This is a genomic window from Microbacterium sp. H37-C3, from assembly GCF_027157935.1.
GTDB lineage: Bacteria > Actinomycetota > Actinomycetes > Actinomycetales > Microbacteriaceae > Microbacterium > Microbacterium plantarum.
The window spans coordinates 138677-150303 of the sequence record NZ_JAPVLR010000001.1 but is presented as its reverse complement, the minus strand read 5'-3'; the positions used below and the strand labels follow the sequence as shown (position 1 = coordinate 150303).

The 11627-nt window shown below is 69.5% G+C and carries 13 protein-coding genes; 7 read left to right on the top strand and 6 right to left on the bottom strand.

The genetic code is table 11. The features are described from left to right. The first annotated feature begins 34 nt into the window (after positions 1–34). Positions 35–1543, top strand: coding sequence for a DHA2 family efflux MFS transporter permease subunit (locus O1W71_RS00665; RefSeq protein WP_269266128.1), 1509 nt, complete (start codon positions 35–37; stop codon positions 1541–1543). A gap of 302 nt (positions 1544–1845) precedes the next feature. After that, positions 1846–2394 (top strand): type 1 glutamine amidotransferase domain-containing protein, encoded by a 549-nt coding sequence (locus O1W71_RS00660; protein ID WP_269266127.1) that lies wholly within the window; start codon positions 1846–1848, stop codon positions 2392–2394. Positions 2395–2443: 49 nt separating this feature from the next. Here the strand turns inward: O1W71_RS00660 and O1W71_RS00655 are convergent, their stop codons facing one another. Next, positions 2444–3358 carry an alcohol dehydrogenase catalytic domain-containing protein gene (locus O1W71_RS00655; RefSeq protein WP_269266126.1) on the bottom strand — a complete coding sequence of 305 codons (915 nt, stop codon included), beginning with the start codon at positions 3356–3358 and terminating at the stop codon, positions 2444–2446. A gap of 167 nt (positions 3359–3525) precedes the next feature. Here O1W71_RS00655 and O1W71_RS00650 point away from each other — a divergent pair, with 167 nt between their 5' ends. Continuing rightward, on the top strand, positions 3526–3924 hold the full coding sequence (locus tag O1W71_RS00650; protein ID WP_269266125.1) for a glucose-6-phosphate dehydrogenase: 399 nt from the start codon (positions 3526–3528) through the stop codon (positions 3922–3924). 391 nt (positions 3925–4315) lie between these two features. On the opposite strand, the gene O1W71_RS00645 is transcribed toward O1W71_RS00650, so the two are convergent. Beyond that, positions 4316–4576, bottom strand: coding sequence for a hypothetical protein (locus O1W71_RS00645; RefSeq protein ID WP_269266124.1), 261 nt, complete (start codon positions 4574–4576; stop codon positions 4316–4318). 192 nt (positions 4577–4768) lie between these two features. Here O1W71_RS00645 and O1W71_RS00640 point away from each other — a divergent pair, with 192 nt between their 5' ends. After that, complete coding sequence (locus tag O1W71_RS00640) at positions 4769–5131, top strand: hypothetical protein (protein WP_112614994.1); 363 nt, start codon at positions 4769–4771, stop codon at positions 5129–5131. 66 nt (positions 5132–5197) lie between these two features. Continuing rightward, a complete protein-coding gene (locus O1W71_RS00635; RefSeq protein ID WP_269266123.1) occupies positions 5198–6238 on the top strand; it encodes an alcohol dehydrogenase catalytic domain-containing protein in 1041 nt (346 codons plus the stop codon). 87 nt (positions 6239–6325) lie between these two features. Here O1W71_RS00635 and O1W71_RS00630 read toward each other — a convergent pair whose 3' ends face one another. The 3 genes from O1W71_RS00630 to ychF form a co-directional block, all read right to left on the bottom strand. Next, positions 6326–6865, bottom strand: coding sequence for a Dps family protein (locus tag O1W71_RS00630; protein ID WP_269266122.1), 540 nt, complete (start codon positions 6863–6865; stop codon positions 6326–6328). 98 nt (positions 6866–6963) lie between these two features. Next, positions 6964–7407 (bottom strand): hypothetical protein, encoded by a 444-nt coding sequence (locus O1W71_RS00625; protein ID WP_269266121.1) that lies wholly within the window; start codon positions 7405–7407, stop codon positions 6964–6966. A gap of 52 nt (positions 7408–7459) precedes the next feature. Further along, positions 7460–8539, bottom strand: a complete 1080-nt coding sequence (gene ychF, locus O1W71_RS00620; protein WP_269266120.1) for a redox-regulated ATPase YchF — start codon at positions 8537–8539, stop codon at positions 7460–7462. A 109-nt stretch (positions 8540–8648) separates the two neighbouring features. Here ychF and O1W71_RS00615 point away from each other — a divergent pair, with 109 nt between their 5' ends. Both O1W71_RS00615 and O1W71_RS00610 read left to right on the top strand, forming a co-directional pair. Continuing rightward, complete coding sequence (locus O1W71_RS00615) at positions 8649–9245, top strand: exonuclease domain-containing protein (protein WP_269266119.1); 597 nt, start codon at positions 8649–8651, stop codon at positions 9243–9245. 73 nt (positions 9246–9318) lie between these two features. Next, positions 9319–10713, top strand: coding sequence for an HNH endonuclease signature motif containing protein (locus O1W71_RS00610; RefSeq protein ID WP_269266118.1), 1395 nt, complete (start codon positions 9319–9321; stop codon positions 10711–10713). A gap of 250 nt (positions 10714–10963) precedes the next feature. On the opposite strand, the gene O1W71_RS00605 is transcribed toward O1W71_RS00610, so the two are convergent. Then, a complete protein-coding gene (locus tag O1W71_RS00605) occupies positions 10964–11626 on the bottom strand; it encodes a DUF6226 family protein (RefSeq protein WP_269266117.1) in 663 nt (220 codons plus the stop codon). Between the last annotated feature and the right edge of the window lies 1 nt (position 11627).

Sequence of the window (11627 nt, the reverse complement as noted above, 5' to 3'; positions counted from 1 at the left end):
GGTGACGACCGATCTTCCGACCGAGGAGTTGCCCATGGCCGTCGCGCCGTCGTCTACGAACGCCCCCGCACCCGCCGCATCGCCCGCCGTGCCCACCGTCGTGACCGCCGAGGCGAACCGGGTGATCTGGCTCCTGCTCGTCGCCGCCTTCGTCGCGATCTTGAACGAGACGACCATGGGCGTCGCGATCCCGCACCTGATCACCGACTTCCGCATCACGGCGGTGGCGGCGCAGTGGCTCACGACCGCGTTCATGCTCACGATGGCGGTGGTCATCCCGATCACCGGCTTCCTGCTGCAACGTCTGACGACGCGGGCGGTCTTCACCGCTGCGATGAGCCTGTTCTCGACGGGAACGCTGATCGCCGTCCTGGCGCAGAGCTTCGGGTTCCTCCTCGTCGCGCGTGTCGTGCAGGCCTCGGGGACCGCGATCATGATGCCGCTGTTGATGACGACGCTGATGACGGTCGTGCCGCCGCACGCTCGAGGCCGCATGATGGGGCGGGTCAGCATCGTGATGTCGCTCGCTCCCGCGATCGGGCCGACGCTGTCCGGGTTCCTCCTCGACACCCTCAGCTGGCGCTGGATCTTCGGCGTCGTCCTCCCGATCGCCCTGGTCTCGCTCGCGATCGGCGTCCGCTGGATCCACAACCTCGGCGAGACCCGGCGCGCGCCACTCGACGTCTTCTCCGTCGTGCTCTCGGCCTTCGGTTTCGGAGGCCTCGTGTTCGGACTCAGCCAGATCGGCGCCGGAGGCCACGGCGGCGGGGATGCCGCGGCCGCGGCGCCCGCGTCGAACCTGCCGCTCATCATCTCCCTGTCGGTCGGGATTGTGGCGCTCGGCGCGTTCGTCTGGCGTCAGCTCGTGCTGCAGCGCAATGACGAGGCGCTGCTCGACCTGCGCGTGTTCCGCTCGGCCAACTTCTCGCTCTCGGTGGCCCAGCTGGGCGTCATGTCCATGGCGTTCTTCGGCGCGATCACCCTGCTGCCGCTGTACATGCAGAACGTCCTCGGGCTCTCCGCGCTCGAGTCCGGACTGATCGTCCTGCCGGGCTCTCTCGCGATGGGCATCGCCGGCCCGTTCATCGGGCGCATCTACGACCGCTGGGGCACGCGCGTGCTTCTCGTCCCCGGAGCCGTCATCGTCACCGGCATCCTGTGGAGCTTCACCACCCTCACCGAGAACACGTCGGTATGGCTGCTGCTCACGCTGCAGACGTGTCTCTCGCTCGGCCTGGCGATGTCGTTCACGCCGCTGTTCACGGCATCCCTCGGCTCTCTGCAGCCGCGGTTCTACTCGTACGGCAGCGCGATCGTCTCGACCATCCAGCAGGTCGCTGGCGCCGCGGGCATCGCTCTGCTCATCACGGTGATGGCCGCTGCCGAGGCCGGGGCCGCCGATCCGGGGACGACGGCGGCCGGCGCCGCGGGCGCGCGGGCGGCCTTCTTCGTGGCCGCGATCATCGCGTCGCCGCTGATCATCGGGGCGCTGCTCATCCGCAAGCCGGCCGACAGCCCCGAAGGCGTGCCCGCGGCGCACTGAGCCGGCCTCGCCGCCATCGCGCGAGAACGACGAAGCCGCCGGGTGCGTCATGCACCGGCGGCTTCGTCGTACGCCTCGAGGCGAGGTTCAGGAGGTCGAGCAGCATCCTCCGCCGCAGCAGGAACCTGCGTCGTCGTTCGCGGTGACCAGCAAGTTCTTCTCATCGGGAACCGGCTGCAGTGTCTGAGGCTGGGGCGTGGATGCTGTGGACATATCGCCATCGTAACCCCGCAGCGGACCATGCGTCGCGGAGCGTGTCAAGCGCGTCGCAGCCGCCGTCGGCCGCGCGTAGTGTCGGCGACATGAGCACTCTCGATGGCAAGAAGATCGCATTCCTGGCAACCGACGGCTTCGAGGACAGCGAGCTGACCTCGCCCTGGCAGGCCGTCTCCGACGCGGGCGCGACCGTCGTCATGATCGCCCCCGAATCGGGCGAGATCACCGGCAAGAACGGCCACACCCAGAAGGTCGACGTCGTCACGGCGGATGCCGAGGCCGACGAGTACGACGCGCTCGTGCTTCCGGGCGGCGTCGTCAACGCCGACAACCTGCGACTCGACGCGAACGCGGTCGACTTCGCGCGCGCGTTCTTCGAACAGCACAAGCCCGTTGGCGCGATCTGCCACGCGGCGTGGATCCTGACCGAGGCCGACGTCCTCTCGGGCCGCACCCTGACGAGCTTCCCGAGCCTGCGCACCGACCTCGTCAACGCCGGTGCCACCTGGGTCGACGAGGAGGTCGTCGTGGACCAGGGCCTCGTCTCGAGCCGAACGCCCGATGACCTCCCGGCCTTCAACGCGAAGGTCGTCGAAGAGATCGAAGAAGGCAAGCACTCGGGCCAGACCGCCTGACCTGTCCGCCTCCCGCGCCGCCGCTGCGGCGTCGATCGCCCCCGCGAGCTCAGGCTCCGGGGGCGATCGCCACGCGCAGGTGGCGACCCGACCGGGCAAGCTCGATCGCGTCGTCGAGCCGGTCGAGCGGCAAGGGCGTCGAGACGAGGTCGGCGAACGGGTAGCGGCGGGTGCCCGGGGCGCGCATGAAGGCGACGGCAGCCTCGAGGTCGGCGGATGTCGGCACGCCGACCCGCAGGGTCGTTTCCGATGAGGCTTCGCTCGCGGTACGGAAGCGCGCGCTCAGATCCGTCTCGGGCACGTGCTCGGGGGCCAGCGCAGCGCCGAAGCGCTCGGCTCGGGCGCGGACCCGCGGATCGGCTGAAGCGAGCCGCGCTCGTCCACCCCGCTCGGCGATCATGGCGGACAGCGCGAGCGGATCGGCGCCGGTGCCGGCGATGGTCACGAGGAGGTCCTCCGGATCGGCGATCTCTTCCAGCCGTCGCACGAGCCCGGCCGCTCGCGCGACCGCGCCCGACACGGGGGCCAGGATGCAGGCGGGGAGCGCCTCGCCCACACGGACGATCGGCGTGCCCGTGACCAGATGCACGTGCGTCGCGAAGCCGCCCACGAGTTCGCGATGGGCTCCGATGCGCTCATGCGGTCCCACGGCGCTCACGACGCGCTCCCCGAGCTCGAGCGGAATGCCGTCCGCCGCCGCGACCGCGCCGCCGAGCGCCGCGACCCTGCCGACGAACTCACGGCCGAGGACCGTCGGCACCGGGCATTGCTCCTCGCCGTCCGTGATCGCGATGTCGTCCTCGGTGATCGTGACGAGCTCGACACGGACGAGCACCTCGCCCGGCCCGAGCACGACGCCGGGCACGGCGATCGTCTCCTGGTCGCGGCCCGGCCCCATCCATGCGCGCGCCAGTGCAGCAGGACGCAGCAGCACGTCCATCGGTGCCGGGGTCGCCAGTTCCATTCGCGCCCTCTCGCCCGTGGTGACCCCCTCACTGTCGCAAAGGCCGCCGGGCCCGCGGCGCGGCGGCGCACGCCGTTTCGCGAATGTTCACCGGATGGTGGGCGGACCGCCTCCCCGGCGCCGCGGGTACGCTGGAATCCGGCGCGCGAGTGCCGGAGAGGACCACCATGAGAATCGTCGACTCGGCCGACTGGCGCGATCGCCTCACCTACGAGACGCCCTACCGCGTCGCCGACGTCATGCCGGGTGATCCCGCGAGATGCGCTGCCTGCCCCGCCGACGCCGGTGCCCATGATCGCGACCACCTCTGGGCGGTCAAGCACCGCCACCCGACCAACCACGGCGGCTTCGTCCGGTTCTACTGCGAGTCGCACGTTCCGGAGCGCAAGCAACCCGTCGCGGTCGCGACACGTTCGGCACCCGCGCGACGTGCCGCGCCCCGCGCTGCAGCGCCGCGCACTCCGAAGGCGCCCGCTCCCTCGGATGTCGTCCGCGCGATGTGCCCGGACTGCTTCGTCGAGGTGTCCGCCGCGGGCGAGTGCGGCGTCTGCGGCATCCGGATCTGACGGCGTGAGCGAACCGGCCGCCGCGAACTATCCGACCGCGCTGTGGTGCCGGTCCCGCCGCGGATCGGCATTGTGCACCCGCCCAAGGGGACACGCGGGGCTGCACAACCGGCTCGGAACGTCGCAGATGTGGTCGGACGCGCAGGCCGATCCGCCACGATGCGCGGGCAGCGGTGAACCTGCGCAGCCGTCGCCGACACTGCCCGGCGGGTTTCCCTTCGGACGGGGACTGTGCCCCGTGTGCACGGCCTTCGTCGAATTGAGCGAGGGTCGCATCGACCGCCACGACGCCTTCCGCGGCACGACGGATGCCGCCGAGGCCGAGGCCCGGGCTCAGTGGTTCAACACCGTCGGGTGGAACTGACCGCCCGCGCCAACAGACGGTGGAGTGTCAGGCGCCCGCTTCGTCGTCGCGCCACGGCAGATTGAGGTCTTCGGCGGGCACATCGACGTCGCCGACATCGTCGGGACCGCCGGTTCCCGGACGCGCACGCACGAGATCGTCGTCGACGTCCGCGTCGGGGCTGGTCGGGGCCTCGTCCTGCTTCTCACGGGTTTCGGTGTCGCTGGCCGGGCTGTAGCGCATGTCCTTCCGGACCGCCTCCGGCTCGGAGAGCGGTTCCTGGTCGGTCGCCGGGTCCTGCTGGCTCATCACGTCTCCCTCGCTGTCGGCGCGCCGATTCCGACGCTCTCGACCACGCTAGGCAGCGCCGCCGATCGCGTCAGGCGCGTTGACCAGCCGGGAGCCTCGTGCAATGATCCTCGGCCGATGCGAGCCGTATCCGATGACGATCGTCAGCGCAAGTGCGATGTGCCCGGCGGCGCTAGCCGACACAGTGTTGTCATGAGACGAATCACGTACGCGGGCGACACGGTGATCACGACGGATGACGTTGCGGAGGCACTGGTGGAGCTCACGGCGGCGGTCGCCAATTACGGCCGCGCCGAAGCCGTGCGGATTCCGATCGTGCTCGAACCGAGCGGGCGTGTCGATGAGGCCGAACTCGTCATCGGGGTCGGCAACGACGTGCTGTCCGCCCCCATCGACTGGGACGCCGATGAACCGGACTTCTCCGAGGGGGCGGAAGACCTTCGAGCGCACGAGAGCTACCCTCAGCGCCGTTCCGAGGGCGCTCACCTCTATGCCCTCGACGACGAGGCACCCGCACAGTGGGATCCCGACCTCGAGGGCTTCCGCGACGCCTGACCTTTCGCGTCACACTGCCGTCGACCGTGCGGCGCTGACTCGCTCGATGGCGTAGCGTGGCCGAACGTGCGAGCGATGGTCATGGACAGCATCCGCGGGCCGGTGACGGTTCGCGAGGTGGCCGATCCGAGCGTCCCCGCCGACGGGGTGGTGGTGTCGGTGCGCGCCACCGGCCTCTGTCGGAGCGACTGGCACGCCTGGGCCGGCCACGACGACATCGCACTCCCCCACACCCCCGGGCATGAGTTCTCAGGTGTCATCTCCGAGGTCGGTGCGGAAGTCGCGGGCTGGCAGGTGGGTGATCGCGTCACGACGCCGTTCGTGATCGGCTGCGGTCGATGCGAGTGGTGCGCACGCGGCGATGCTCAGGTCTGCCCGCACCAGCAGCAGCCCGGCTTCACCTACGCCGGCTCGTTCGCCGAGCGGGTGATCGTGCCGGCCGCCGACGTCAACCTCGTCGGCATCCCCGACGGTGTCTCGTTCGAAGCCGCGGCGGCGCTGGGATGCCGCTTCGCCACGGCGTACCGCGCGCTGATCGCCCGGGCGACCCTGAGCGGCGGCGAGTGGATCACGATCGTCGGCGCGGGCGGGGTGGGCCTGAGCGCGGTGATGATCGCACGTGCGCTCGGGGCGCGCGTGATCGCGATCGACCGCTCGACCGCCGCTTTGCGGACGGCGTCGGAACTCGGCGCTGAGCATGTTCTCGCTGCAGACGGTCGCGACATCCCTGCGCTCGTCCACGAGCTGACCGGCGGCGGCAGTCACGTCTCGGTCGACGCCGTCGGCAGCGAGCAGACGGCATCCGATGCCATCCTGAGCCTTCGACGCCGCGGACGTCATGTGCAGATCGGGCTGTTGCCCTCGGCATCCGGTCGCAGCGCCGCTCCCCTGGCCCGGGTCATCGCCTGGGAGATCGATCTGCTCGGCAGCCACGGCATGGCCGCCGTGGACTACCCCGGGATGATGGCGCTGATCAACGACGGCAGCCTGCGCCCGCAGGACCTCGTGCAGCGAGTGGTCGGGCTGGAGGATGGTGCGCGACTGCTGCCGGACATGGATACCGCGGCGGCGGCGGGCATGACGATGATCGATCCGCGGCTGGCCTGACGCGCGCGGTATGCGAAGACCCCGCCCGGGCCGGATGGTCGCGAGGCGGGGTCTTCGGCGCCGGGTCTGCCCGGCCGGGGCTTTCGCTCAGCCCTGGGGCTTGCGGTTCTCGGCGCTGACCATCCAGGCGAGCTGCTCGAGACGCTCGAGGATCGAGTGCAGGATGTCGGCGGTCGTGGGGTCTTCCTCGTCGACCTCGTCGTGGACCTCGCGGCAGGTGCCGATCGTGGCCTCGAGGCGCTCGGTGATCAGGTCGATGACCTCGGCGGTGTCGATCTCGCCCTGCGGGAACTCGGGCAGCGTCGTGGTCTCGGCGACGGTGTCGCTGCGGCCGTCCGGGAGGGCGTGAAGCGCACGCATGCGCTCGGCGACGGTGTCGGCGAACTCGCGAGCGGCGTCGATGATCTCGTCGAGCTGGAGGTGGGTGTCGCGGAAGTTGCGTCCGACGACGTTCCAGTGCGCCTGCTTGCCCTGGAGCGACAGCTCGATGAGGTCGACGAGCACCTTCTGGGTGTTCTCGCTGAGCTTCTGCGAGGCGCGGAAGCCGCTCTCGGCGTTCTGCTCGTTCGTCAGACCGGCGCCGGAAGCGCGGCGCTTGTTGCGCGTGGTGGTGGTGTTCGTGGCCATAGTATTGCCTCCTCGAGTCGAGATGACATCCACGCTAGGCAGGGCGAGGGCGCGGCGCCCACCGGTTGATGGAACGTGCGGGGGCTGGTAACGGGTGTTCAGAAGTCTTCGTCACGAAGACCGAGTTCGAGCCAACGACGAGCGGCGACGTCTCCCTCGAGCCATCGCACGCCGAACGTCTGCGACGCACCCCACCTCGCTGAGAGCCAGTGGCGGCCCAACAGACGCCGCTCGTGCACCGTGCTTTGCAGGTGGTAAGCAAGGTACCCGGCCTCGAGCTCACGAACCGTGTGCCATCCAGGACCGTAGTCCTCGAAGGGGAGCTCACGCGATCCATCGGGCCACACGACGGTGAACCACAACCAGCGCTGCCTCGACGGAAATCGCATCTCGCGGACGACGCTCGCCACATGACCGACGACCTGGTCTTCGATCACGAGCGCTCCGATTCGTCGGTCGTACGCCCGCAGAGTGTCATCTGTGGGCGTGTCGACACCGGGCGACCCGTCGTACTGCGGATCTCCGGCGCGCTCGCGTGCCATGCCTCGATTGTGCCAGCCGTGGGCGGTCGGCTTCACCGATAGCGGCAGGGCGTCAGACGTTGAAGCGGAACTCCACGACGTCGCCGTCCTGCATGACGTAGTCCTTGCCCTCGAGGCGCGCCTTGCCCTTCGCGCGGGCCTCGGCGACCGAGCCGGTCGCGACCAGGTCCTCGAACGAGATGACCTCGGCCTTGATGAAGCCCTTCTCGAAATCGGTGTGGATGACGCCAGCAGCCTGCGGAGCCTTCCAGCCCTTGCCGATCGTCCAGGCGCGCGCTTCCTTCGGACCCGCGGTCAGGTAGGTCTGCAGGCCCAGCGTGTCGAACCCGATGCGCGCGAGCTGGTCGAGGCCCGACTCGTCCTGACCGGTCGAGGCGAGCAGCTCGGCTGCTTCCTCGGGGTCGAGGTCGATGAGCTCCGACTCGATCTTCGCGTCGAGGAACACCGCCTGGGCGGGAGCGACGAGCGCGGCGAGTTCCGCCTTGCGCGCCTCATCCGTAAGTACGGCCTCGTCGACGTTGAAGACGAAGATGAAGGGCTTGGCGGTCAGCAGGCCGAGCTCCTTGATGGGCGAGAGGTCGATCTTGGAGTCGGCTCCCGACAGCAGCTCGCCGCGCTGAAGGGCATCCTGAGCCGCCTTGGCGGACTCGAGCACGGAAGGATCGAGCTTCTTGCCGCGAACTTCCTTCTCGTAGCGCGTGATCGCCTTCTCGAGGGTCTGGAGATCGGCGAGCTGCAGCTCGGCGTTGATGGTCTCCATGTCGTTCTGCGGGTTCACGGCGCCCTCGACGTGCACGACGTCGTCGTCTGCGAAGCCGCGGACGACCTGCGCGATGGCGTCGGCCTCACGGATGTTCGCGAGGAACTGATTGCCCAGCCCCTCGCCCTCCGACGCACCGCGCACGATGCCGGCGATGTCGACGAACGACACCGCGGCGGGAAGGATGCGCTCGGAGTGGAAGATCTCGGCCAGCACCTTCAGGCGCGGGTCGGGGAGGTTCACCACGCCGACGTTCGGCTCGATCGTCGCGAACGGGTAGTTCGCCGCGAGAACCTGGTTCTTGGTCAGGGCGTTGAAGAGGGTCGACTTGCCGACGTTGGGCAGTCCTACGATTCCGATGGTGAGAGCCACGGGCATCCAGTCTACGTGGCCCTCCGACATCGCCTCCGACCTCTTCGGATCGCCCGGCTCGGCGGCGCGCCTCCCTTCTCGTGCTCCGGACACGGGTGACCCTTGTCCCGTGGCACTGGACTTCACCGCGATCGACTTCGAGACGGCGAACTCCTCCAGCGCATCCGCGTGCTCGGTCGGACTCGTCCGCGTTCGCGACGGTGAGGTCGTCGCCTCGGACGGCTGGTTGATCCGGCCGCCGTCGGGCCACGACCGCTTCTTCGACATCAACGTCTCCATTCACGGCATCACCGCCGATGCGGTGGAGCATGCCCCCGGCTGGGTCGCACAACTCCCCCGCCTTCTCGACTTCATCGGCGACGACGTACTCGTGGCACACAACGCCGGATTCGACATGGCCGTGCTGCGCCGCGCGTGCGAGGCGACGGATGCCGCACTCCCGGCGATCCGCTCAGTGTGCAGCGTGCAGCTGGCACGGAAGACGTATCAGCTCGATTCCTACCGGCTGCCGCTCGTTGCTGCTGCCGTCGGGTTCCTCGACTTCGCGCATCACGATGCTCTCGCTGACGCGCTCGCGTGCGCACACATCACCATCGACGCGGCTCGCCGGGCCGGCGCGCACGATCTCGTCGAACTCGCGATGCTGCTGGGGGTGCGCGTGCCCGAGCACGAGCCGATCGGGGCTTCGCAGCTCAGCCCGGCCTGACGGAGTCTATGGTCGTTCGCGGGCCTGTGGAAGGTTCCGGCACGATGTCGGAGGTCCATGACATGATTCGAACATGCATTCGAATGGCGGACTCGGCGGCAGGATGGGCAGCGACGCAGACGTCGACGCCCTGGCTCAGCTGGTCGCGGATGCCGAGGGCATAGCGGATGCCGCACGCGCGGCACAGGTCCGCGAGGTCCGTCTCCTCGCTGCCGCCGGCCAGCTGGCCGAGTCCCAGTCCGCCGGAGCACCGGAGAAGGTCAAGGCGCGCGAGATGGCTCTGCGCGGCATCGCGGCTGAGCTCGCCGGAGTCTTCGTGGCGACCGACCGGACCCTGCAGCGCCGCATCGACGAAGCCCGGGACCTGGTCGAGAACTACCCGGTGACGATGGCGGCCTGGGAGGCCGGACGAATCGTCCGCGGGCATGTGCGGGTGATCCAGGAAGTCGGATGCCTCGTGCCCGTGGAGGATCGCGAGGATTTCGAACGGATCGCGGTCGAGCGGTGCGAGGGCGAGACCCCGAACCGGGTGCGCGACGGGTTGCGGATGATCGCGGAGCGGATGCAGCCGCGCACGTTCACCGAGCGGCACAAGGAGGCCGCGGCCGGGCGGTGTGTGCGGGTGCAGGCCACCTCGGATGGGATGTCCGATCTCATCGCGACGCTGCCGACGGTGATCGCGGACGGGATCGTGGACCGGCTGACGCGGCAGGCGCGGGAGATCATCAACGCGCGGGCTCAGGCTGGTGCGCCTGGCACGCCTGACACTCGAGCCGACTCAAACGGCGGCTCACCCGATGCCGACACGACGATTCGCGACGGGTCGTCGTTCGTCGACGACGGCCGCACTATCGACCAGGTCCGCGCCGACGTGTTCTCCGACCTCCTCCTCGCCGGGTCGCCGGCCCTCGACCCGACTGGCACCGGTGACGGCAACGGAACGCTCGGGGCGATCCGCGCGCACGTGCAGGTGGCCGTGTCGGCACTCACGCTGATGGGCCAAGATGAAGGGCCCGCGGATCTGGCGGGGCGCTCCCCCATCGACGCGAACACCGCACGCGAACTCGCGGGCAACGCGACCTCGTGGGACCGGCTGCTCACCCACCCCGTCACCGGGACGGTGCTCGAATGCGACACCTACCGGCCCACCGCCGCCATGGTGCGACTGCTACGGGCACGGGACCGGCACTGCCGGTTCCCCGGATGCCGGCAACCCGCGATCCGGTGCGAGTTGGACCACACCATCGCAGCATCCGACGGAGGGGCGACGCACGTGTGCAACCTCGCGAACCTCTGCAAGAGACACCACGACGTCAAACACCACACCCGATGGCACGTCCGACAACTCCCGGGTGGCCGGCTCGTATGGACCTCACCCACCGGCCGGATCTACCGCGAAGACGCACCACTACCCCTCGTCGCCTTCACCACCACAGACCCACCCGACACAGGACCACCGCCGTTCTGACCAGTCGGCCGTCCGGTCGGCGCTGGCCGCACGGTCAACGTGCACGGGACGCGGGTTCGGCTTGCGCTTGCTCGCGGACTCGGGCGTGCGCAGCTCGCCGCTCCGTCGTACCGGTCACCGATTCAGCGTGCACAGACCCACCCGACCCCGACTTCCACGGTTCTGACGAGACCATCGTTCGGGCAGCGGTGGTCGCCGGCTCGGCGTGGCCGTTTCGTGGCTCCGTGTCGGCGCCCCGCGGGGGTGCGGACTACGCACCGCCCACCAGCGACTCCTGAGAACGCGGCCACGGCTCCCACCCGTCCGCCACTGTGCCGAGCACCTCACGGGCCCGGGCGAGCCGTTCTGGCGGAAAGCCCTCCGCACGCGATTGGCCGGACGCGCCTCCCTCCGGGAAGGTCAAGGCGTGCTGCACCGGAAGCTCGACGTCAGGCACGACGGCCTCGCGGAAGTTGCCGGTCACGACCGCGAAGACGTGCTGCTCGAGTTCGCCTGCGACCGTCTGCCATTCCTCGTCGCACGCATCGCAACCGCAGAGCGGGTAGTGAGCGTCGAACAGCAGTCCCGAGTGCACCGAAAGCCCCGGATACGCGTCGAACACGAAAGTGACGGGCGCGCACCGCGGATCGGCCGGGCGCAGGCGCACCGCACGGAGCACATCGAAGGAGCTGGGACTGTTCAGATCTTCGGCGACGTGGACGCCGTCCTCGACCTCGATCTCGAAGGTCTCGCGCAGGTACGCGATGAGGGCATCGGCGACGGCGTGCAACGGCGCGAAGCGCTCCGGATGCGTGTCGACCGAGTATGTCTCTTCGGGTGGCGAGCCCGGCCAACGGTTGCCGTACGGGATCACCTCCCCGTCGGCATCGCGGAACACCGGCGTGTCGATGGCCGGACGCACGTAGCCGTTCATA

Excerpts from the sequence above, each read along its gene's own strand:
- O1W71_RS00665 (WP_269266128.1), top strand. The coding sequence starts at position 35 with ATGGCCGTCGCGCCGTCGTCTACGAACGCCCCCGCACCCGCCGCATCG.
- O1W71_RS00660 (WP_269266127.1), top strand. The coding sequence starts at position 1,846 with ATGAGCACTCTCGATGGCAAGAAGATCGCATTCCTGGCAACCGACGGC.
- O1W71_RS00655 (WP_269266126.1), bottom strand. The coding sequence starts at position 3,358 with ATGGAACTGGCGACCCCGGCACCGATGGACGTGCTGCTGCGTCCTGCT.
- O1W71_RS00650 (WP_269266125.1), top strand. The coding sequence starts at position 3,526 with ATGAGAATCGTCGACTCGGCCGACTGGCGCGATCGCCTCACCTACGAG.
- O1W71_RS00645 (WP_269266124.1), bottom strand. The coding sequence starts at position 4,576 with ATGAGCCAGCAGGACCCGGCGACCGACCAGGAACCGCTCTCCGAGCCG.
- O1W71_RS00640 (WP_112614994.1), top strand. The coding sequence starts at position 4,769 with ATGAGACGAATCACGTACGCGGGCGACACGGTGATCACGACGGATGAC.
- O1W71_RS00630 (WP_269266122.1), bottom strand. The coding sequence starts at position 6,865 with ATGGCCACGAACACCACCACCACGCGCAACAAGCGCCGCGCTTCCGGC.
- O1W71_RS00625 (WP_269266121.1), bottom strand. The coding sequence starts at position 7,407 with ATGGCACGCGAGCGCGCCGGAGATCCGCAGTACGACGGGTCGCCCGGT.
- O1W71_RS00610 (WP_269266118.1), top strand. The coding sequence starts at position 9,319 with ATGCATTCGAATGGCGGACTCGGCGGCAGGATGGGCAGCGACGCAGAC.
- O1W71_RS00605 (WP_269266117.1), bottom strand. The coding sequence starts at position 11,626 with ATGAACGGCTACGTGCGTCCGGCCATCGACACGCCGGTGTTCCGCGAT.